Source organism: Geodermatophilus sp. SYSU D00815, assembly GCF_054050035.1.
The window spans coordinates 1-20,920 of record NZ_JBJGYO010000019.1 but is presented as its reverse complement, the minus strand read 5'-3'; the positions used below and the strand labels follow the sequence as shown (position 1 = coordinate 20,920).

Annotated in this window: 17 protein-coding genes; 10 read left to right on the top strand and 7 right to left on the bottom strand. The window is 74.1% G+C overall.

Features of this window, described 5'->3' with window-relative positions; all coding sequences use genetic code 11:
* Nucleotides 1-101 precede the first annotated feature (101 nt).
* The 6 genes from ACI78S_RS18250 to ACI78S_RS18225 all read left to right on the top strand — a co-directional run bounded on the left by ACI78S_RS18250 (nucleotide 102) and on the right by ACI78S_RS18225 (nucleotide 9,709).
* Complete coding sequence (locus ACI78S_RS18250) at nucleotides 102-1,628, top strand: sugar transferase (protein WP_456975914.1); 1,527 nt, start codon at nucleotides 102-104, stop codon at nucleotides 1,626-1,628.
* Nucleotides 1,629-1,669: 41 nt separating this feature from the next.
* Nucleotides 1,670-3,220, top strand: a complete 1,551-nt coding sequence (locus tag ACI78S_RS18245; protein ID WP_456975912.1) for a glycosyl hydrolase family 28-related protein — start codon at nucleotides 1,670-1,672, stop codon at nucleotides 3,218-3,220.
* A gap of 172 nt (nucleotides 3,221-3,392) precedes the next feature.
* Nucleotides 3,393-4,916 (top strand): glycosyl hydrolase family 28-related protein, encoded by a 1,524-nt coding sequence (locus tag ACI78S_RS18240; protein WP_456975909.1) that lies wholly within the window; start codon nucleotides 3,393-3,395, stop codon nucleotides 4,914-4,916.
* 386 nt (nucleotides 4,917-5,302) lie between these two features.
* Nucleotides 5,303-7,288, top strand: a complete 1,986-nt coding sequence (locus tag ACI78S_RS18235; RefSeq protein ID WP_456975907.1) for a multicopper oxidase domain-containing protein — start codon at nucleotides 5,303-5,305, stop codon at nucleotides 7,286-7,288.
* 8 nt (nucleotides 7,289-7,296) lie between these two features.
* On the top strand, nucleotides 7,297-7,947 hold the full coding sequence (locus ACI78S_RS18230; protein WP_456975905.1) for a hypothetical protein: 651 nt from the start codon (nucleotides 7,297-7,299) through the stop codon (nucleotides 7,945-7,947).
* Nucleotides 7,948-8,086: 139 nt separating this feature from the next.
* A complete protein-coding gene (locus ACI78S_RS18225; RefSeq protein WP_456975903.1) occupies nucleotides 8,087-9,709 on the top strand; it encodes a fibronectin type III domain-containing protein in 1,623 nt (540 codons plus the stop codon).
* 98 nt (nucleotides 9,710-9,807) lie between these two features.
* Here the strand turns inward: ACI78S_RS18225 and ACI78S_RS18220 are convergent, their stop codons facing one another.
* Nucleotides 9,808-10,020, bottom strand: coding sequence for a hypothetical protein (locus tag ACI78S_RS18220; RefSeq protein ID WP_456975901.1), 213 nt, complete (start codon nucleotides 10,018-10,020; stop codon nucleotides 9,808-9,810).
* Nucleotides 10,021-10,097: 77 nt separating this feature from the next.
* Complete coding sequence (locus ACI78S_RS18215) at nucleotides 10,098-11,381, bottom strand: 3-deoxy-7-phosphoheptulonate synthase (protein ID WP_456975899.1); 1,284 nt, start codon at nucleotides 11,379-11,381, stop codon at nucleotides 10,098-10,100.
* A 287-nt stretch (nucleotides 11,382-11,668) separates the two neighbouring features.
* On the opposite strand from ACI78S_RS18215, the gene ACI78S_RS18210 reads away from it, so the two are divergent.
* Nucleotides 11,669-11,923, top strand: a complete 255-nt coding sequence (locus ACI78S_RS18210; protein WP_456975897.1) for a hypothetical protein — start codon at nucleotides 11,669-11,671, stop codon at nucleotides 11,921-11,923.
* A gap of 12 nt (nucleotides 11,924-11,935) precedes the next feature.
* Here the strand turns inward: ACI78S_RS18210 and ACI78S_RS18205 are convergent, their stop codons facing one another.
* Complete coding sequence (locus ACI78S_RS18205) at nucleotides 11,936-12,511, bottom strand: hypothetical protein (RefSeq protein ID WP_456975895.1); 576 nt, start codon at nucleotides 12,509-12,511, stop codon at nucleotides 11,936-11,938.
* Nucleotides 12,512-12,687: 176 nt separating this feature from the next.
* Between ACI78S_RS18205 and ACI78S_RS18200 the strand changes: the two genes are divergently transcribed.
* The 3 genes from ACI78S_RS18200 to ACI78S_RS18190 all read left to right on the top strand — a co-directional run bounded on the left by ACI78S_RS18200 (nucleotide 12,688) and on the right by ACI78S_RS18190 (nucleotide 16,054).
* On the top strand, nucleotides 12,688-13,986 hold the full coding sequence (locus ACI78S_RS18200) for a HupE/UreJ family protein (protein WP_456975893.1): 1,299 nt from the start codon (nucleotides 12,688-12,690) through the stop codon (nucleotides 13,984-13,986).
* Between the two features lie 28 nt (nucleotides 13,987-14,014).
* Entirely contained in the window at nucleotides 14,015-14,716 is a 702-nt protein-coding gene (locus tag ACI78S_RS18195) for a GAF domain-containing protein (RefSeq protein ID WP_456975892.1), read from the top strand.
* A 174-nt stretch (nucleotides 14,717-14,890) separates the two neighbouring features.
* The gene (locus tag ACI78S_RS18190) at nucleotides 14,891-16,054 is read left to right on the top strand and encodes a LacI family DNA-binding transcriptional regulator (protein WP_456975890.1); all 1,164 of its coding nucleotides are present in this window, start codon (nucleotides 14,891-14,893) and stop codon (nucleotides 16,052-16,054) included.
* A gap of 15 nt (nucleotides 16,055-16,069) precedes the next feature.
* Here the strand turns inward: ACI78S_RS18190 and ACI78S_RS18185 are convergent, their stop codons facing one another.
* The 4 genes from ACI78S_RS18185 to ACI78S_RS18170 all read right to left on the bottom strand — a co-directional run bounded on the left by ACI78S_RS18185 (nucleotide 16,070) and on the right by ACI78S_RS18170 (nucleotide 20,771).
* Nucleotides 16,070-16,324: a hypothetical protein gene (locus tag ACI78S_RS18185; protein ID WP_456975888.1), complete on the bottom strand. Its 255-nt coding sequence runs from the start codon at nucleotides 16,322-16,324 to the stop codon at nucleotides 16,070-16,072.
* Nucleotides 16,321-18,900: a glycoside hydrolase family 78 protein gene (locus tag ACI78S_RS18180; RefSeq protein WP_456975886.1), complete on the bottom strand. Its 2,580-nt coding sequence runs from the start codon at nucleotides 18,898-18,900 to the stop codon at nucleotides 16,321-16,323. Before ACI78S_RS18180 ends, ACI78S_RS18185 begins: the two co-directional genes overlap by 4 nt.
* 111 nt (nucleotides 18,901-19,011) lie before the next feature.
* Nucleotides 19,012-19,839 (bottom strand): carbohydrate ABC transporter permease, encoded by an 828-nt coding sequence (locus ACI78S_RS18175; RefSeq protein ID WP_456975884.1) that lies wholly within the window; start codon nucleotides 19,837-19,839, stop codon nucleotides 19,012-19,014.
* Nucleotides 19,836-20,771 (bottom strand): carbohydrate ABC transporter permease, encoded by a 936-nt coding sequence (locus ACI78S_RS18170; protein ID WP_456975882.1) that lies wholly within the window; start codon nucleotides 20,769-20,771, stop codon nucleotides 19,836-19,838. Before ACI78S_RS18170 ends, ACI78S_RS18175 begins: the two co-directional genes overlap by 4 nt.
* Nucleotides 20,772-20,920 lie beyond the last annotated feature (149 nt).

Sequence of the window (20,920 nt, the reverse complement as noted above, 5' to 3'; positions counted from 1 at the left end):
CACCCCCTGGTTCGGGGGGTGGGTGCCTCCCACGCCCGGGAGTGCCGGGAGAGGGGGGTCGGACCTGACCCTGGTGTCCCGTAGAAGGAGGGCAGGTGGCGATGACCGAGGTGTCGTACCGGGACGAGGCGCAGAGCCGGCGTCCGGCTCCCGCCCTGCTGCCCGGGGTGGCCATCGGCGAGACGTGGTCGCCCGCGCCCCACCCGGCCGACGCCACCGACCTGTTCCTGCCGGAGCGCGAGCCCTCGGGTCACGGGGCGCTGGTCCGCGCCGGGCTGCTGGCCCTCGACGCCGTCGCCCTGGCCCTGCCGATGACCTGGACGACCGGTCCCGCGGCCACCGGCGCCGCGCTCGTCGTCACCGCGGTCCTCGTGCTGGCCGTCACCGGGGCCTACCGCCCGCGGATCACCCCCAGCGCGCTGGACGAGGCGCCCCGGCACCTGCCCCGGCTGGCGCTCGCGCTGCTCCTCGTCGCCCCGTTCGCGTCGCTGGCCGGCGGCGACCTCTCGCTCGCCGTGCACGCGCTGTGGGCGGTGCCCTGCTTCGTGGCCGGCCGCGCGGTCGGCTACGCCGCGCTCCGCAGCGCGCGGCGGCACCGGCTGGTCGGCGAGGCCACCCTCGTCGTCGGCGGCGGCCGGCTGGGCATGGACCTGCTCGCCACCCTGCAGGACCACCCCGAGTTCGGTCTGCGCGGCGTCGGCTTCCTCACCGACGGCAGCCCCCTCGACGAGCGCGAGCCGCTGGGCGGGCTGGACGACCTGGACCTGGTCCTCGACACCTACGGCGTCCGCACGGTGATCGTCGCCTACGGGCCGACCCGCGAGGCCGAGCTCGTCGGCCTCGTCCGCAGCGCCGCGCAGCGCGACGTCGAGGTCTACCTCGTCCCCCGGTTCTTCGACGTCGGCCTCACGCCCGGTGGTCCCGACGTGGAGGACCTGTGGGGCATCCCGCTGCACCGGGTGCGCCGGGCCGCGCTGCGCCGCGGCGCCTGGCGGGTCAAGCGGCTCCTCGACGTGACGGTGGCCGGCGTGGCGCTCACCCTGCTGGCGCCGGTCATGGCCCTGGTCGCCTGCGCGGTGCGCGTCAGCGGCCCCGGCCCGGTGCTCTTCCGGCAGCCGCGCACGGGGCGCGACGGCGCCGAGATCCAGATGCTGAAGTTCCGCACGCTCCGGGTGGCCGCCCCCGCCGCGTCGACGGCCGGGAACGCGGCCCCGCGCTCGACCCGCAGCACCATGCACGCGCGCCAGATCGACGTCGAGCAGCGGCAGACCCGGATCGGGAACCTGCTGCGCCGCACCAGCCTCGACGAGCTGCCGCAGCTGTGGAACATCCTGCGCGGTGACATGTCCCTGGTCGGCCCCCGGCCCGAGGAGTGCCGGTACGCCGCCCAGTTCGCCGCCTCGGTCGACGGCTACCGCGACCGGCACCGGCTGGCCGTGGGCCTCACGGGGTGGGCGCAGGTCCACGGCCTGCGCGGCGACACCTCCATCGAGGAGCGCGCCCGCTTCGACAACTCCTACATCGAGCACTGGTCGCTCTGGCGGGATCTCGTGATCCTCGTCCGCACCGTGGCTGCCGTGCAGCGGCAGGTCTTCAACACGGCGCTGCGGACGGCGACCAGCCGCTGACCCCCCGACCGACCCCACGACCTGAGCACACGGGGAGAGACATGGACCAGCAGCCGACGGTCCCCCGGCTGAGCCGCCGCAACGCCCTGCTCCTGGGCCTGGCCGGGCTGGCGAGCGTGCCCGTCCTCGGCACCTCGGGACCGGGTACGCACCCGGGCCTGCGCCCGGCCGGGGACGACGACGAGGTGCTCGACCTGCGCCGCGACTTCGGCGCGCGCGGCAACGGCACCACCGACGACACCCGGGCCGTGCAGCGGCTGCTGGACGCCTCGGCGCGGCGCGGCCTCGTCGCGTTCGTGCCCGCCGGCACCTACCGGTGCACCAGCGGCCTGCTGCTGCGGTCGGGCGTGCAGCTGCACCTCGACCGGCGCGCCCGCCTGGTCAAGGACTGGGCGGCGCCGCCGGGGATGATCGACGCCTTCCTGCGCAACGCCGACTTCGCGGAGAAGGCCGACCGCGTGCGGATCACCGGCTCGGGCAGCATCGGCGCCCGCGACCACAGCCGGACCGGCGTGGTGCTCGCCCTCTACGGCGACGACGCGGAGATCCGCGACATCACCGTCGACACCTACGCCGGCGGCCAGGCGGTCATGTACGGCGGCGACCGCGGCCGCGTCCACGGGGTCACGGTGCGCAACAGCGCCGTCGAGACCGGCACCGGCGGCATCCGGGTGATCGGCGGCGCCGACTTCCTGGGCACCGACTGCCACGTCGAGTCCGGCGACGACTGCTTCCAGTTCGTGCCGATCGGCAACCCCGAGGCGGAGCCGACCCTCTACAACCAGACGATCACCGGGGGCCGCTTCGAGGGGTGCACCGGCGCCAGCTCGGTGAGCCGGTTCATGGTCGCGCTGCTGGAGTTCACCGGCGGGGAGCCCGGGACGACGGACATGGACGCCTCGGTGGTCGACTGCTCGTTCGTCAGCTGCCACGGCTCGGCGGTCAACCGCGGCATCGTCGTGAAGAACACGCACAGCAAGGGCGCCATCGAGCGGCTGGCGTTCACCGACTGCACGGTGGACATGTCCGGCGCCGCCGACGCCTCCACCCAGGAGATCCGGGTGCAGACCGACCCGGCGTCGCAGGGGGCGATCCGCGGCGTGACGTTCACCCGCACCGACGTCAAGCGGGCCGTGAACAGCACCCTGCGGGTCGGCGGCCCGAACGTCAGCGGCCTGACCTTCGACGGCTGCACGTTCACGGCGCCGTCGGGCGCGGCACCGCTCACCGTCGTCGTCGACGGCACCGACCGGCCGCACTTCCGCGGGTGCACCTTCGTGGGCGCGCCGGGCAAGCGGATGCTCGTGGCCGGGCCCGCGACCCCGGTGACGGCGCTGGCAGTGGAGGACTGCCGGTTCACCGGCATCGCCGACGGCGCGTTCGGCGTCGACGTGCTCAAGGCCACCGGCGCCCGGGTGACCGGCTCCACCTTCCAGGCGGCCGCCGGGACGACCACCGCCCGCGCGCTGCGGATCTCGCCGGAGGCCAGCGGCGTGGTGGTCGAGGGCAACGACTTCACCGGCATCGCCCACGCCCAGCCGGTCGCCGACCGGGCCGCCGACACGGCCGTGAGCGGCAACAGCGGCGCCTGATCCCGCCGCCGCGAACCGGTACCGCCGGGTCCGTCGTCCCACCACTGGCGACGGACCCGGGACGGGTTCATCCTGACCCGCGCGGCGGTCGTCCGAGGCCGCCGTCGGGGGTCGTCGGGGGGCGGGCCTCGCGGACCGCGCACGCCTGTGCGCCTCGGGATCGAGGCCCCCCGTGGACGAGCGATCGCACACCGACCCCCGCCCGCCGGTCAGCCGCCGCACCGCCCTCGCCGTGGCCGGCGTCGCGGGGCTGACCGCCGTCCCGGCGCTCGGCTGGCTGGCCACCGCGACGCCCGCGGCCGCCGTGACGCTGAACGCCAGGGACTTCGGGGCCACCGGGAACGGGACCACCGACGACACGGCCGCGGTGCAGCGGCTCGTCGACGCGACGGCGCGGCAGGCCGCCGTGGGCGTGCTGCCCGCCGGTACCTACCGCTGCACGCGCAGCCTGCTCCTGCCCGCCCGCGCGCAGCTGCAGCTCGCCAGCGGCGCGCGCCTGCTCAAGGACTGGGCGACGACCCCCGGCCTCGCCAACGCGTTCCTCCGCAACCGGGACTTCGCCGTGCGGTCCGACGGCGTCCGCATCACCGGCCCGGGCACCATCGGGGCGCGGGACCACAGCCGCACCGGGGTGATCGTGGCGCTCCACGGCCACGACGTCGTGCTGCAGGACCTCACCATCGACACCTACGCCGGCGGGCAGGCCGTGATGTACGCCGGCGACCGGGGCCGGGTGGACCGGGTGCGCGTCCGGAACAGCGCGGTGGCCACCGGCACGGGCGGCATCCGGGTGATCGGGGGCGCCGACTTCCTCGCCACCTCCTGCGACGTCCAGTCCGGCGACGACTGCTTCCAGTTCGTGCCGATCGGCGCCCCGGACGCGCTGCTGCGCGACATGAGCATCACGCGCGGCCGGTTCGTCGGCTGCACGGGCGTCAGCACGGTCAGCCGGTTCCTGGTCGCCCTGCTGGAGTGGACCGGCGGGGAGGGCGGCATGCGCGCCTCGGTCACCGACTGCTCCTTCAGCAACTGCCGCGGGGCCGGCACCGACCGGGGCATCGTCGTCAAGAACACGCACAGCAGCGGCACCATCCAGAGGTTGGCGTTCACCGACTGCTCGGTCGACATGGCGCGCAGCGCGGACGCCGGCACGCAGGAGATCCGCATCCAGACCGACCCCGCCGCCGGGGGTTCCGTCCGCGACGTGACGTTCACCCGGACGAACATCACCCGGCCGGTCAACGGCGTCCTGCGCATCGGGGGACCGAACGTCAGCGGGATCACCTTCGACGGCTGCACGTTCGCCGCCCCCTCGGGCAGCGCCGACGTCGTCGCCGTCGTCGAGCAGGCCGACCGCGTGCGCATGCTGGGCTCCTCCTTCGCGGGGACCCGCGGCAAGCGGCTGCTCGTGGCCGGCCCGACGGCGCCCGTGACGGCGCTGGCCGTGGAGGACTGCTCGTTCACCGACATCGGGAACGGGATCTGGGGCGTCGACCTGGTCGGCGCGGCGGGGGCCCGCGTGGCCGGCTCCACCTTCCGGCAGGCCGCCGGGGCGACGACCGCCCGCGCGGTCCGGGTGGCGGCGGGGTGCACCGCCGTGGTGGTCGAGGGCAACGACCTCACCGGCCTGACCGCCGCCCAGAAGATCACCGACAACGCGTCGGACACCGTCGTCCGCGACAACCGCGACGCCTGACCGCGGCGCGCGGGGCCGTTCCAGAGCTCCCCGCGGCGGGCCGTCGTCGGACCCCGGAATGGCGGGCCGCTCCCGGCCGAATGCCGGCGAACTCCTTTCCGCCACGCCTTTTCCCCATTTCGGGGAATGCGCCTGATCGCGCGCGTGCTTCGTTCACGACTCCGGTGCGACCAGTACCGCCGGGTGCAGCAATGCAGGTCCGAGAGCCGGTCGAGGACGCAACGGCAGCGGTCGGTCGCCCACAGTGAGGTCTGATGCCCCGGCGTCCGGGTTGCCCCCCAATTTTCGGGTCCCCCCTCCCCCCTTGCGTCGGCTGTGACACCTGGGGTTCCACCAGCACCCTTTACCTGGACTTAGCACGGGGATCAGCTCGAGGGAGCGCAGTGATGGAATCGCCCAGCCTCAACCGACGGGACGTCTTGAAGCTGTCGGCTGCGGGCACGGCCGCAATGGCCATCCCCTTCCAATCGGTCCTCTCGGCGGCGACCGCGTCGCAATTGTCGCCGAGCCAGATGCCGACGCCTTTCACGCAGCAGTTCAAGGCGCCGCCCGTGCTGCAGCCCGTCGTGAGCGACAACGTGCGCAGCGACGTCTACGGGTACGTCCCCGACGACTACGTGCCGCAGCCCGGGAGCGCCCACTACCCCGGCGAGCCGATCCGCGGCGGTGCGTACCTCGGCACCGACTACTACAAGGTCACGGAGACCAACGTCCAGGCCCAGATCGTCCCGGGCTTCTGGACGAAGCTGTGGTGCTACGCCGGCCACATGCCGGACGGCTCGGTGATCCGCTCCGTGCCGGGCCCGACGATCCGCACCTACCTGCAGCCCGACCCCGACAACCCCGGCAAGAAGATCCCTCGCCGGACCGTCATGCAGGTCGCCAACGAGTTGCCGCCGCGCCACCCCACGCTCGGCTACGTGCCCTGGACCTCCCTGCACCTGCACGGCTCGCCGTCCAAGCCCCAGTACGACGGCTACGCCGGCGACCTGACCAACCCGGGCGAGTGGAAGCACTACCAGTACCCGAACAACTGCAGCCCGCGGACGCTCTGGTACCACGACCACGGCGTCCACCACACGGCCCAGAACGTCTACATGGGGCTGGCCGCGCAGTACCACGTCGTCGACACCGAGCTCGAGAAGGCGCTCCAGATCCCGCGGTTCAACCCGGCGCTGCCGACCTACCACCGCGCGCAGTACGAGGTCCCGCTGATCCTCAGCGACGCCATCTTCAGCGCCCAGGGCCAGCTCCTGTGGGACGACGACGGCGAGTCAGGGGTCTACGGCGACGTGATCCTGGTCAACGGGGTGCCCTGGCCGAACATGAAGGTCGAGCCGCGCAAGTACCGGTTCCGGATCCTCAACGGCACCCTCGCGCGGGGCTTCAGGCTCCGCATGAGCAACAACATGCCGTTCAAGATCATCGCGACCGACGGCGGGTTCATGCAGTACTCGCAGGAGGTCACCAGCTTCACGATCGGCATGGCCGAGCGGTACGAGATCATCGTCGACTTCAAGGACCTCAAGGGCCAGAAGGTCCAGCTGCTCAACGACGGCGTCCCGAACGCTCGCGACTTCGACCACACCGGCAAGGTCATGCAGTTCGAGGTGCTCAGCGGCGTCACCAGCTTCGAGGGCAACCAGGCGCCGAACAGCCTCGGCGGCGCCCACCCGGTGATGACCCTCAAGGCGGCCGACCGGTCCGCGGTCCGCCAGATGCGGCTGCACCGCAGCAACGGCCTGTGGAAGATCAACGACCTCACGTGGGACGACGTCGTCAAGTCGAACTACGAGTACACCTTCGGCAACCCGGCTCGCGACGCGATCGAGATCTGGGACGTGACCAACGAGTCGAGTGGGTGGTTCCACCCGCTGCACGTCCACCTCGTCGACTTCCGCGTGCTGAGCCGCAACGGCCAGCCGCCGCGGCCGGAGGAGCGCGGCCCGAAGGACGTCGTCTACGTCGGCGAGGAGGAGACGGTCCGCCTCCTCATGAAGTTCGAGCACGAGGACGGGCGGTACATGATCCACTGCCACAACCTCTCGCACGAGGACCACGACATGATGTTCCAGTACCAGGTGGGACATCACGACGTCGACTGCGACTCGATCAACAGTGCGCCGCCGCAGGCGCTGCCCGCGCCGGCGCTGGACCTGAACAACCTGCCGGCGAACATCCGGCCCACGCCGCCCGCGACCCAGCCGGCGGGGGAGAGCACGGGGTCGACGTCCACGGTCCAGACCTCCACGGGTGAGACGGCCGCCCCGCCGGCCCCCGAGAGCACGACCGGCACGACGACCACGACCGGCGGCACCACGACCGGCACGACGACCACGACCGGCGGCACCACGACCGGCGGCACCCCGTGAGCGCGCCGGTGACCGTCCCCGAGGCCGCCCCGGCCACCCCGGTGGCCGAGGACGGCTCCGGCCGGGCGCTGCGCGCCTGGCTGCGGCTCGGCGCGCTCGGGGCCGCGGCGGCCGGCGGACTGCACATCGCCGTCGCGGTCGACCACCTCGAGGCCGGGGAGCTGGCCGTCGGGTTCTTCCTGCTCACGGCGTTCGCCCAGGTGGGCCTGGCGTGCTGGCTGCTGATGACCAGCTGGACGGGCCTCCGGCCCGACCGGCGGCTCGTCAGCCTGGCCCTGCTGGGCACCGTGGCGCTGATCGGCCTCTACGTCGTGGCCCACACGACGAGCCTGCTCGACGCCTTCGCCGTGCACGACGCCGCGCACGACGGGCACGGCGCCTCGACGCACGACCCCGGCTTCGACCCCGTGACCGGCGTCGACCTCTCGGACGGCGTCGCGAACCGGTCCGCCACGCCGACGCCCATGGCGGGCGAGGCGACGACCACCGCGCGACACGCACCGGGGGTCCTGGGCCCGGTGACCGTCGCCGCCGAGGTCCTGCTGATCGCCGCGCTGGCCGCCCTCCAGCCGGCCCGGTGGCGGCGGCGCACGGTCGACGGACTGCTCGTCCTGGGCGGCCTCGCCTGGGCGCTGTGGTTCACCGGCGTCCTCGGCTAGCTCGCAGACCCCGCAGATTGGGCGGTGCGGCCCCCCTCACTCGCGGCTGCCCGCGCCACCGCCTCCTCACGAGGCTGGCACCACCACCCGGCACCCGCCCGGTACCGGAATTCGACCACGTGCAACGGGGAGACATCCGATGAAGCTTTCCGCCCGACGCCGGGGTTCCGGCTCCCTGCGGTACCGCCGGCTGGTGGTGCCGCTCGTGGCCGCGGCGCTGCTGCCGCTGACGTTCATGACGTCGTCGAACGCCGCGACGGAGATCACCGTCACCAACCCCGGCGGGCTGGCGCAGACCGGACCGGTCAACCCCGCGAACGGGTTCCCGGCCTGGTACGAGGACAAGAACGGTCTGCGGCTCGAGCCCTGCACCGACCACCTGAACGCGCTGTGCGGCATCCCGGTGGACGAGGTCCCCAACCCCTCGGCGCCGGTCGCCTTCCCGAGCAACTGGCCGGCCGAGTTCTTCTACCAGCTGGTCGAGGCCGAGGTCGCCCTGCGCGGCGGGGGCACGGCGCAGCTCGTCCTCGGCCTCGAGGGCGCCTGGCTCAACGAGGAGGTCAAGCCGGGCGACCAGACCGTGTTCGCCCGCGTCCGGGTGGACGTGGAGGACGCCGCCCCCGGCACGACCTACCGGTTCAAGCACCCGTTCGGCGAGCTGACCGTCGACACCGACGCGGACGGCGAGGGACGGTTCGTCCAGGACATCTCGCCGGCCCTGAACAACTTCGACACCCCGCTCGCCGGCAACTTCGGCCCGTTCCTGCGCTGGCGGCCCGGCGTCCTCCCCAACCCGCCGGCCGGCTACGTCGGTGACCCGAACGTGCCGCACCAGGTCACCGGCAGCCCGTTCGCCTTCAACCGGTTCACCGCCTGGCAGGGCACCCTGCAGGAGGGCACCACCGACCTGTTCAGCATCTCCGGCAAGATCGCCACCAACACCGGCCTGACCGTCGACCGGGCCAGCGTCACCGGTGGCTTCCTCGACGTGTTCGCCACCAGCAAGGGCAGCCAGCTCGAGGTCGTCGGGCAGGACGGGCGCTTCGCCACCACCGCGATGGTCAAGGACCCCCGCAGCGACCGGCTCTACGCCCGCATCCCGCTGCAGGCCGGCGCGGCCCTGCCCACCGAGGTGACCGTGCGCAACCTCGGTGACGTCCCGGTCAGCACCAAGACCTACAAGATCAGCGGCATCACGGTGAACCAGGCGACCTACGACGGCACGAACCTCACGGTCGCCGCCACGGCCATCGCCCCGGCGACCTACCCGCTCGAGGTCGTCGGCTTCAAGGACGCCAACGGCGCCGCGGTCAAGCTGACCTCGGCGGCCCCCCTGGCCATCCCCAGCCTCGCCCCGCCGGCGACCGTGACGGTCAAGGACGCCGCCGGCACCGCGGCCACCCTCCCGGTCACCGTCGTCGGCGGCGCCGGCAGCCCGTCCGGCGGCGGCACCACCACGCCGGACCCGGCCGCTCTCCCCGGCGCCCCCACGGGCGTGCAGGCCACCCCTGGGGACGGGCAGGTGTCGGTCACGTGGACGGCGCCGGCCAGCACCGGCTCGTCGCCGCTGATCCGCTACCTGGTGACCGCGGTCGACCCGGCCGGCACCGTGTTCCGGGCCACGGCCAACCCGGACACCCTCCAAGCGACGGTGACCGACCTGCTCAACGGCACCCGGTACACCGTCCGGGTCCGGGCGGTGAACAGCGCCGGCACCGGACCGTCGTCCGCTCCGGTCACGGTGACCCCCGTGGCACCGTGACCCGCACCGACCGGCCGGAGCACCCCCTCGCGGGGTGACCGGACGACCGAGGGCCCGCCACCTCCCCCCGGGTGGCGGGCCCTCGGGGCGTCCGCGGGTCAGGACCCGGCTCCCTCCTCGGGCGCCACCAGCCACGCCCGGGCGGCCCGGTAGTCCTCCGCCACGCCGAGGATCCGGTAACCGGACTCGGTCCGCTCGAGCAGCAGCCAGCCGTCGTCGAACGCCTCGACGACGGTGTCGTCGCAGCGGTCCGGCAACCCCTGGGGGAAGCGGGCCGAGCGGATCTCGCGGCGCGAGACGGGGGGCGTCACGGCAGCCCGTGCATGGTCGGTCCCCTCCGCGGAGGTCGGGGACCGATCCTGCCCCGGATCGCCCGCCCGGTCACCGCTCACCCGCGGCCGGGGGCGACGGCGTCGCCGGCGGCCGAACGGCTGCGCCGAGCCCGGGCCGCGGCCGCCAGCTCGTCGAGCAGCCGCTCGGTCGTGGCCAGGTCGACGCAGGCGTCGGTGACGCTCACGCCGTGCTCCAGGGCCTCGGGCCGCCGCTGGTCGAGGTCCTGCCGGCCCGCGCGGAGGTTGCTCTCGAGCATCACGCCGCGGATCGCCGTCTCACCCCCGGCCACCTGGTCGGCCAGGTCGCCGACGACGTCGATCTGGCGCAGGTGGTCCTTCTGGCTGTTGCCGTGCGAGGCGTCCACCACGACGACCTCCGGCAGCCCGCGGGCGCGGAGCCGGTCGCGGGTGTCGGCGATGTGCGCGGCGGAGTAGTTCGGCCCGTGCTTGTCGCCGCGCAGGATCACGTGCCCGGTCTCGTTGCCGGTCGTGGACAGCTGGGCCGACATGCCGTGGCGGTCGACGCCCAGGAACTCGTGCGGGGCGCGCGCGGTGACGACGGCCTGGACGGCGGCCTCGATGCTGCCCTCGGGCGAGTTCTTGAACCCGACGACGGCGGAGAACCCGGAGACCCGTTCCCGGGCGGTCTGGTCGGTGACGTTGCGCGCCCCCACGCCGTTGTAGGTGACCAGGCCGTTGACGTACTGCGGGGTCAGGGCGTTGAGCGGCTCCGCGGCCACCGGTACGCCCGTCGCCGTGATCCGGCCCATGAGCATCCGGGTGGCGATCAGCCCCACGCTGATCCGGTTGGAGCCGTCGAGGTAGGGGTCGTACGCGAAGCCCTTCCAGTCCACCTCGGTCCGCGGCTTCTCGGTGTAGGTGCGCATCAGGATCTCGAGGTCGTCGGCGTGCCTGTCGCGCATGCGCCGCAGGAAGTCGGCGTACTCGAGCGCGGCGACCGGGTCGTGGATCGAGCACGGGCCGGCGATGACGGCGAGCCGGCCGTCGGTCCCGCCGAGGATGTCGGTCACGGCACGGCGCCCGGCCCGCGTGGTCGCGGCCGACGCGGGCGAGAGCGGCAGCACGGTCGCCACCGCCTCCGGGGTGACGACGATGCTCAGCCCCGCGATGCGGGTGTTCACCAGGCCGGTCAGGTCGACGTCGTCGGCCTCGGGGTCGGCGCCGACGGGGCCCAGCCGCTGCCGCACCTGCGGCAGCAGCTCCGCCTGGAGGGCGTCCACCCGCTCGTTGACCCGGCGCTGCACCTCCAGCAGGTGGTCGGCGATGCGCTGGGCGACCTCCAGCAGCGCCCCGGCGGGCACGTCCTCGTGCTGGACCATCCTGCGCACTCCTCCTCGGCCCGCTCCCGCGCACGCGCGACGACCGGCCGGGCACGGCGCGCCGGTCACCGCGGCAGGCTAGGCGGGCACGGCGTCGACGTCACCCGGTCGCCGTCCCGACCGTGCCCGTTCACCCCGCAGCGGTACCCCGCGGTGCGCCGCCGGACCCCCACGTGTGGGTGCCCGGCGACCCCGCATCGGGGTCTGATTCCTGTCGTACCCGAGGTCGATGCTGTGCGTGTCCGGACAGCACCGCCGGCACCTCCTCCGGGACGAGCGAGGACGAGATGAGGACCTACGACCCCGCGGACCGCATCACCTACGTCCACCTCGGGCAGGAGCGCGCCGAGCCGACGGCGCCGCCGCAGCCCCGCGACGAGTGCCACCGGCTGCCCGCCGGCTACGCGAACGCGTCGCTGCGCGACCGGCTCGGCGAACCGCTCCCGGCCGGCACCCGTCCCCCGCTGGTGCTCCTCCGCGGAGGCGCCGGCGGGACCGGCGGTCCCGCCCCCGCCGCGCCGGCCCTCCGCCTGGCGCGGTAGCCGCGCCGCGGCTCAGGCGTCGAGCCCGGAGAAGGTGGGCGTCGCCTCCTCGCCGTCCCAGTTCACCCGGAACGTGAAGGCCTCCTCCAGGGCCGCCCGGTACTGCTCGGCCTCCTCCGACGTGATCTCGCCCGCGGCGAGCACGCTGTCGATCGCCGGGCTCCACGCCTCGACCAGCGCGTCGACGAGCTCCTGCGGGTCGACGCCGATGTCCTCGGCGACGGCGGCGAGGTTCTGCCCGGCGTCCATGCGCACGTGCAGCTCGTCGTGGCTGATGGTGAGGACCTCGTCGAGCACGTCCTCGACGGGCTGGTGGCCGCGGTGCAGGCCCAGGCCCGCGTCGCCGTAGGCCTCCTGCACCAGCGCGACCAGCTCCTCCTCGGTGGACACCGAGGAGACGTCGACGCCGCCCGGGCCACCGCCCCGGGCGCCGTCCTGGGCGGCCGCGTCGAGCGAGGTGCCGGTGTCGGTCGTGGTCGAGCTCGTGCTGCTGGTGGTCGAGGCAGCCTCGGCGGTCGTGCCGCAGGCGGCGGCGACGGGGACGACGGCGGCGAGGACGACGGCGGCGAGGGTCTTGCGGAGCTTCATCTCTGGCTTCTCTCGGATGTCGGGGAAGTCGGTCGGGCTCCACGCTGCGTGCCGTCGCCATGGCGCTGCTGGCCGTCGACTGTGGGAACGCTGTGACACCGAGCCGTCGCGCAACGTGATGTCTGCACAGCCGGCTCCCGGGTGGCTCACAGCCACCGTCCGCAGGCTCGGTCGCCATGCCCAGCCTGTTCCGCGGTCGCACGCTCGCCGCCGGCGCCGCCCTCGCCGCCGGCCTCGTCCTGCTCACGCCGTCGGTCGCCGCCGCGCACAGCCTCGACAGCAGCACGCTGTCGGTGCGGGTCGACGAGGACTCGGTGGACGCGACGGTGAGCATCGCGCTCGAGACGCTCGACGAGGCGCTCGGCACCGACCACACCACCGCCGACACCGCCTCCTGGGCCGACGAGGTCGTCGCCTACCTCGACGCGCACCTCGCGGCCACGGGGGCCGACGGCGCGACGTGGTCCGAGACGTGGTCGGACGTCGTGCTGGAGTCGGTGGAGGGCATCGAGTCCCTGAGCGTCGACGTCACCCTCGACCCCGGCGGCGCCGACCCCTCGAGCTTCACGCTCGCCTACGACGCGGTCATCGAGGCCGACGAGACGCACGAGGCCGTCGTCGTCCTGACCGACGCGGCCGGCGACATCTCCACCGCGGGCGTCCTCGACGCGTCCACCGGGAGCCTGGCCATCGGCGACGTCGCCTCCACCGGCCTGGCCGACATGATCGGCTACGGCCTGCACCACGTGCTCGAGGGCGCCGACCACCTGCTGTTCCTGCTCACCCTGCTGCTGGTCGCACCGCTGGTCGCGGTCGCCGGACGCTGGCGACGCCGCGAGGGCGTGCTCCCCACGCTGCGCCGGGTCCTCGGCGTCGTCACGGCCTTCACCGTGGGGCACTCCCTGACGCTCGTCGCGTCCGCGCTGGGATGGGTGTCGGTGCCGAGCGCGCCGGTCGAGGTGCTCATCGCCGCGTCGGTCGGCGTCGCGGCGGTGCACGCCATCCGGCCGCTCGCCCGCCGCGGCGAGGTCCTGATCGCCGGCGGCTTCGGGCTCGTGCACGGGCTGGCCTTCGCCGGCATCCTCGCCGACCTGGGGCTGGCGGGCTCCGCCTCGGTGCTGTCCCTGCTGGCCTTCAACGTGGGGGTCGAACTCGCCCAGCTGCTCACCGTCGCGCTGGTCTTCCCGTCGCTGTACCTGGTCTCCCGCACCCGCGCCTACCCCGCCGTGCGCGTGGTCGGCGCCTGCGTGGCGCTGGCCGCCGCCACCGGCTGGGCGCTCGACCGCCTCGGCGTCGTCGCCAACCCGCTCGCCGGCGCCGAGAAGGCGGTCATCGACCACCCCTGGTCCGTCGTCCTGGCGCTCGCCCTGGTCGCCGTGGCGTGCCGGCTGCTCGACCGCCGACCGGCCAGGCCGGCGTCCAGCCTTCTCACAGCCGGCGTGCAGGAGCGGCCGAGGGAGGTGTACGAGGCTTGACGGCACCGGAGACCACGAGAGGACGACGATGAGCCGGCGGGACCCCCTGCGCCGCCTCCGCGGCAGCGCACCGCCGGCTCCCCCGGACGCGGCGCGGCTCGTCCGCGCCGTGGCCGCCGTGCTCCCCGTCGACGGCGTCGGCCTGACGGTGCACGCCGGCACGGGTGTGCCGGCGCCGCTGGCCGCCAGCGGTCCCGCCGTCGCGCTGGCCGAGAGCCTGCAGTTCACCGCCGGGAGCGGGCCGGACGCGGAGGCGTTGCGGACGGGCGCGCCCGTGCCCGCCACCGAGCGGCTGCTGGCCCGTCGCTGGCCGGGGCTGCACCACCTGCTGGTCACCCGGACGCCCCTGCGGAGCACCCTGGCCGTGCCGCTGCCCGGTCCGACCCGGGCCCGGGGCGGGTTGAGCCTGTACTTCACCGCCCCGGTCGGGCCCGTCGCCGTCGACCTGGAGGAGGTCGAGCGGGTCGCCGCGTCCGTGTCCCGGCGGCTCGCCCCGCTCGCCCGCCGTCCGGTCCTGCTGCGGACGGCGGACGCGCTCCGGCGGGAGCGGCTGTGGATGGCCGTCGGCGTGCTCACCCTCGCCCTGCGGCTGCCGGCGCCGGACGCCCTCGCGCTGCTCCGCGGCCGCGCCTGGGCCGACGGCCGCACCGCCGACGAGCTGGCCGCCGACCTGCTCGACGGCCGTCTCGACCCGCGCCGGCTCGACCCGGAGGACGACGCCGACCGGTAGCCGGGGACCGATGAGCTCGGCGGCCGCCGACGCCTCCCGCCGCCCGCCCCCCTTCGGGAGGAGCGGTGGTCCGCACCCGGGGCCCGGCGGGGATCCCGGCGTCTATCGTCTGCGTCACAGCCGAGCGGACACCGGAAGGGGCACGTCAGCCAGGTGCGGAGGCCGTTCCCGAGGATGGTGGACGTCGCCCGCGTGGCGGGTGTCTCCGTGGGCACCGTGTCCAACGTCCTGAACAACCCGGGCAAGGTGGCTCCGGAGACCCGGGCGAGGGTCGAGGCCGCCATCGCCGAGCTGGGCTTCGTCCGCAACGGCGCGCCGCAGCGGAGCTCGTCGGCCCCGAGCATGGTCGACGTGGCCCGGGCGGCGGGCGTCTCCCTGGGCACCGTGTCCAACGTCCTCAACGACCCGGCGCGGGTGGCCCCGGACACCCGGGCCAGGGTCGAGGCCGCCATCGCCGAGCTGGGCTTCGTCCGCAACGCCGCCGCGCGGTCGCTGCGCGCCGGCACCAGCTCCACGCTCGGGTTCGTCGTGCAGGACCTGAGCAACACGTACTTCCTCGACATGATCAGCGGTGCCGAGGAGGTGGCCGGCCGGGCCGGGATGAACGTGCTGCTCGCCAACTCGGCGTCCGACGCCGGCAAGCAGCAGGCCTACCTCGACGTGTTCGAGGAGGAGCGGGTCGCCGGGATCCTGCTGGCGCCGCACTGGGGCAGCGTCGGGCAGATCGGCCCCCTGCTGGACCGCGGCGTGCCCGTCGTCGTGCTGAACGATCCCGCCGCGGACATCGACGTCTGCGCCGTGACCACCGACAACGAGCACGGTGGCTACCTCGCCGCCCGGCACCTCATCGACCGCGGCTGCCGGCGGCTGCTCTTCGCCGGACCGACGGAGTTCCCCGTGGTGCGCGACCGGTTCGAGGGCGCGGCCCGGGCCGCCCGGGAGGCCGGCGAGGCGGTCACCGTCGAGCGGATCGAGACGCCGGAGGTGCGGGTCGAGGACGGCCGCGCGGTGGCGGCCGAGGTCCTCTTCCGGCCGGCGTCCGACCGTCCGGACGGCGTCTTCGCGGCGGCCGACCTGCTGGCCCTGGGCTTCGTCCAGGCCGTGCTCCTGGACGGCCGGCTGCAGGTGCCGGACGACGTCGCGGTCGTGGGCTACGACAACAACCGCTGGGCCTGGAGCAGCGTCATCCCGATCACCACGCTGGACCAGACGGGCGAGGAGCTCGGCCGCGTCGCGGCAGAACTGCTGCTCGCCCAGCTGGACGTCCCGGACGGGCACGAGCGCCGCACGGTGACGCTCGAGCCCGTCCTCATCCCCCGTGCGAGCACCCTCGGCTGAGGACGCCGCCCCGGCTCAGGCGTGCCCGCGTCGCACCGACCGCGGACGACCCCCCAGCACCTCCAGGACCAGCGGCCTCCCCGGGTCGGCGGAGTCCCCCGCCACGCGCAGCCGGTGGGTCCCGTCGACGACGGCCCGCCGGTCGAGCGGGTGCGGCAGGCCCCGCGCGGTCAGCGGCGTCCAGTCCCCCGGCGCCAGGGCGGTGCGCTCGGCCGGCGAGAAGTCGTCGAGCAGGGCGCGCACCCGGTCCTCGAGGGACGGGCCGCTCACGGCACCCGGGCCGCGAAGGTGTGGACGCCGGGGCCGACCAGCTCCGGCTCACGCCCCGGGAGGTCCACCGTCGCCGTCGCCCCGGTCGGCACCTCGACGCGGACGGCGAGGTCCACCCCGGTGAGCTCCCAGGACACCTCGGCCGGGCCGTAGGGCGTCTCGTGCCTGGCCCGGGCGCTGGTCAGGCCGGCGCCGGGACGGGGGCGGACCAGGATCCGCCGGTAGCCCGGCTCCTCCGGGGCGAGACCCGCCACCACCCGGTGCAGCCAGTCCGCGACGGCGCCGAGGGCGTAGTGGTTGAACGAGGTCATCTCCCCCGGGTTGACCGTCCCGTCGGGCAGCAGGCTGTCCCAGCGCTCCCAGATCGTCGTGGCGCCCTGGGTCACCGGGTACAGCCACGACGGGCAGCCGCGCTCGGTCAGCAGGGCGTAGGCGACGTCGTCCCTGCCCACGGAGCTGAGGGCGTCGGTGATCAGCGGCGTGCCGGCGAAGCCGGTGGCGATGCGGTTGCCGCTCTCGGCCACCAGTTCGGCGAGCCGCCGCCCGGCCCGCTCCCGCTGCGCGGACGAGGGGAGGAGGTCGAACACGAGCGCCAGCGCGTAGGCGGTCTGGGCGTCGCTGACCACGCGGCCGGTGGGCGTGACGTACTCGGCGGCGAAGGCGGTGGCCACCCGCGCGGCCATCTCGCCGTAACGCTTCTCGTCCTCCGACTCGCCCAGGAGGCCCGCGATGCGGCTGAGGTGGAGGGCAGACCAGGCGTGGTACGCGGTGGCCACCAGGTACCGGTCGGTCCGGGCCGCCGCGGGGTCCTCCGGGGGTGCAGTCGGGTCCAGCCAGTCGCCCAGCTGCATGCCCTCGTCCCACAGCCCGTCGTCGCCGGCCCGGGCGGCCACGCAGTCCACCCACGCCTTGGCGCTGGCGTACTGCGCCCGCAGCACGCCGGTGTCCCCGAAGCGCTCGTACAGCACGGCCGGGGTCAGCACCGCCACGTCGCCCCAGACGGCGCCCGGGTTGGCCGGCGTCCACTCCCCGCCCGGCACCTCGGGCACGTACCAGGGGACCGTCCCGTCCGGGTACTGCTCGGCGGCGACGTCGCGCAGCCAGGAGCTCACCATGCCGGCGCAGTCGTAGAGGAAGGTCGCGGTGGGCGCGAAGACCTGGAGGTCACCGGTCCAGCCGAGCCGCTCGTCGCGCTGGGGGCAGTCGGTCGGGACGTCGACGAAGTTGCCCCGCATGCTCCAGACCACGTTCTCGTGGAGCCGGTTGATCAGCGGGTCGGAGCACTCGAACCAACCGGTCCGGGCCATGTCGGTGTGGTGCACGCGGGCGACCACGTCCTCCGGTCCCGGTTCGCCGGGCCAGCCGGTGATCTCCGCGTAGCGGAACCCGTGGAACGTGAACCGCGGCTCCCACGTCTCCACCCCCTCGCCCCGCAGCGTGTACTCGTCGGTGGCGGAGGCGGTGCGCAGCGGCCGGGTGTACAGCTCGCCGTCCTGGAGGACCTCCGCGTGCCGGATCCGCACGGTCGTGCCGGCGGCGCCGCAGACCCGGATGCGCAGCCGTCCGGCGATGTTCTGGCCGAAGTCGACGATCGTGGCGCCCGACGGCGACCGGGTGATCGACACCGGCCGCAGCTCGTCGGTGCAGCGGACCGGTGGCCCGAGCGGGGCGACCAGCGTGGCCGGGTCGCGCGCGACCGTCGTCACGCCCGACCAGCCCGCGTCGTCGAAGCCGGGGCAGGACCAGCCGTCGAGCTCCTGGCGGGCGTCGTACCGCTCACCCTCGTACAGGCCGGAGGAGGTGATCGGCCCGAGGGCGGCGCGCCAGCCGGGCCCGGTGGCGACGGTCTGCGTGCTGCCGTCGGTGTAGCGGATCTCCAGCTGCGCCAGCAGCGCCACGTGGTCCCCGTAGAGGTTGCGGGTCCCTCCGTGGATGCCGAAGCGCCCGCGGAACCAGCCGTCGGCCAGCCACGCCCCCACTGCGTTCTCCCCCGGCAGGAGCGACGCGGTGACGTCGTGGGTGGCGTAGCGCAGCCGGTGCGCGTAGCTGGTCCAGCCGGGCGCCAGGGCCTCGTCCCCCACCCGGCTCCCGTTCAGCTCGACCTCGTAGAGACCGTGCGCGGTCACGTACAGCCGGGCCCGCTCGACCTCGCCGCGGACGGTGAACGTGGTGCGCAGCAGGGGTGGCGGGTTGTCACCGTCCCGGTCCTCCGGCCAGGCCGGCGAGACGGCCTCGGCCACCCAGTCGCCGGCGTGGAGCAGGCCCGCCTCCACGGACGCGGCCTCACCCCACGCGGAGGGCTGCTGCTCCGCCCCCCAGACCCGCACGCGGACGAGCCGCCGTTCCCGGGAGGCGAGCGGCGTGGCCGGCCACGGGACGAGGACGCTTTCGGCGCCCGGGATCCGGCCGCTGGACCAGCGGCCGGACTCGGACGTCGTCTCGACCTCGTACGCCTGCTGCCGCCAGTCGGCCGGGGCCTGCACCCGGAAGGACAGGCGCGGCTCCGCCTCCCCGATGCCCAGCGCCTCCCGGTGGTGCTCGAAGCGCGGTGCGGAGACGGTGACGGTCGTCGGCATGCGGGGCCTTTCTCGAGGAGTCGGGGACTGCGTGAGGAGCTCACGGCACGGCGCAGCGACGCCGGCCGTCGAGCCGCGCCTCGTCGGCGCAGCGGTTCGGGGGCCGCGGGGTCAGCCCTTGACGGCGCCCGCGGTCATGCCTTCGACGATTCGCCGGTTGAAGAAGACGAACAGGATCAGCGGCGGGATCGTGATCAGCAGGATGTCGGTGAACAGCAGGTTGTACTGCTGCGTGAACTGGCTCTGGAAGTTGAACAGGGTGAGCTGCACGGTGGCGTTCTCGTCACCGGGCAGGAAGTACAGCGGGTTGACGAAGTCGTTGAACACGAACACCGACTGCACGACGATCACCGTCACCGCGACCGAGCGCAGGAGCGGGAAGATGACCTGGAAGAACACCCGCAGCGGGCCGGCGCCGTCCAGGACCGCCGCCTCGTCGAGGTCGCGCGGGATGGTCGAGATGAACGCCCGGAACAGCAGGATGGTGAAGGAGAGCCCGTAGGCGATCTCCACCAGGATCAGCCCCGGCAGCGTGCGGAACAGGCCGATCTCCTGCAGCACCCAGATGGTCGGCACCACCGCCGGCGGGATGATCAGCCCGGAGAGCACCAGGAGCTCGACCACCCGGTTCCAGCGGGTGAGCCGGCGCTGGAGGACGTAGGCCACCATCGCGCCGAGGACCACCATGCCGGCCACGCTGGCGACGGTGAGGACCGTGCTGTTGAAGAAGGCGGTCAGCAGCATGTAGTCGCGCGCCTGCACGACCTCGACGACGTTGGAGACGAGGTTGTTCGACGCCGGCCAGGAGAAGTCCAGCCGCGACGACTGCTGCTGGTCCTTGAACGCGGTCAGCAGGATGAAGGCGAACGGGACGAGGAAGACCACGGCGGTGACGAGCAGCGCCGCTCCGCCGAGCCAGTAGCGCGACGCGTGCCTCACAGCTCCACCGTCTTCCGGTTCAGCCACCAGAACAGCGGCACGATGATCAGCGACACCGCCAGGAAGAGGACGACGTTGCCGGCGGTCGACAGGCCGTAGAAGCCGGCCTGGTACTGCTTGTAGATGACCGAGGCGATGACGTCGGAGCTGAAGCCGGGTCCACCGCGGGTCATCGCCCAGATGAGGTCGAACGACCGCAGCCCGCCGATCAGCGACAGGATGATCACCGTGACCGTGGCCGGGCGGGCCAGCGGCAGGATGATGTGCCGGAACCGTTGGAACGGTCCGGCGCCGTCCATCTCGGCCGCCTCGAAGTAGTCCCGCGGGATCGACACGATGCCGGCGATGTAGATGACCGTGGCGAGGCCGACGCCCTTCCAGACGTCCACCAGGGCGACCGAGTACAACGCGAGGCCCGGGTCGGTGAGCCAGTCGGGGCCGTCGATGCCGATGGCCGCCAGCGCCTCGTTGATCATGCCGTCCTGCGGGTCCATGAGGACCACGAACGTCAGCCCGACGCCGATCGTGCTCACCAGGACCGGGAAGAAGATCACCGAGCGCAGCCAGCCGCGGGCGATGATCTGCGAGGTCAGCAGGACCGCCAGCAGCATGCCGAGGACCACCTTGAGCGCCGAGGTGACCACGCCGTAGATCAGGGAGTTCTTGAGGCCGGTGACCAGCGCCGGCTCACGGAAGAACTGGGCGAAGTTGTCGAAGCCGATGAACTCCTGCGAGAACAGACCCCACCGGGTGAGGCTGAAGTAGAAGGCGATGACGGTCGGCACGAGGAACAGGACCCCGTAGACGACGCCCGCCGGCAGGTAGAACCAGAAGGGGTAGGGGTTCTTCGCCCGCCCCCTCGCTCGCAGGCGCTTGCCCTCGCCGGTGGCGGGCGCATGCTCGGTGCCCGCGGTGCGGATCGCTGTGGCCATGGAGGCTCCCCCGAGCCCGGGGGGGGGGGGGGGGGGGGGGGGGGGGGGCGGGGGGGGGGGGCGGCGGGGGGGGCGGGGGCGGGGGGGGGGGGGGGGGGGGGGGGGGGGGGGGGGGGGGGGGGGGGGGGGGGGGGGGGGGGGGGGGGGGG

Coding starts and splice junctions, on each gene's coding strand:
- ACI78S_RS18250 (WP_456975914.1), top strand. CDS start 102: ATGACCGAGGTGTCGTACCGGGACGAGGCGCAGAGCCGGCGTCCGGCT.
- ACI78S_RS18245 (WP_456975912.1), top strand. CDS start 1,670: ATGGACCAGCAGCCGACGGTCCCCCGGCTGAGCCGCCGCAACGCCCTG.
- ACI78S_RS18235 (WP_456975907.1), top strand. CDS start 5,303: ATGGAATCGCCCAGCCTCAACCGACGGGACGTCTTGAAGCTGTCGGCT.
- ACI78S_RS18225 (WP_456975903.1), top strand. CDS start 8,087: ATGAAGCTTTCCGCCCGACGCCGGGGTTCCGGCTCCCTGCGGTACCGC.
- ACI78S_RS18215 (WP_456975899.1), bottom strand. CDS start 11,381: ATGGTCCAGCACGAGGACGTGCCCGCCGGGGCGCTGCTGGAGGTCGCC.
- ACI78S_RS18210 (WP_456975897.1), top strand. CDS start 11,669: ATGAGGACCTACGACCCCGCGGACCGCATCACCTACGTCCACCTCGGG.
- ACI78S_RS18205 (WP_456975895.1), bottom strand. CDS start 12,511: ATGAAGCTCCGCAAGACCCTCGCCGCCGTCGTCCTCGCCGCCGTCGTC.
- ACI78S_RS18200 (WP_456975893.1), top strand. CDS start 12,688: ATGCCCAGCCTGTTCCGCGGTCGCACGCTCGCCGCCGGCGCCGCCCTC.
- ACI78S_RS18195 (WP_456975892.1), top strand. CDS start 14,015: ATGAGCCGGCGGGACCCCCTGCGCCGCCTCCGCGGCAGCGCACCGCCG.
- ACI78S_RS18190 (WP_456975890.1), top strand. CDS start 14,891: ATGGTGGACGTCGCCCGCGTGGCGGGTGTCTCCGTGGGCACCGTGTCC.
- ACI78S_RS18180 (WP_456975886.1), bottom strand. CDS start 18,900: ATGCCGACGACCGTCACCGTCTCCGCACCGCGCTTCGAGCACCACCGG.
- ACI78S_RS18170 (WP_456975882.1), bottom strand. CDS start 20,771: ATGGCCACAGCGATCCGCACCGCGGGCACCGAGCATGCGCCCGCCACC.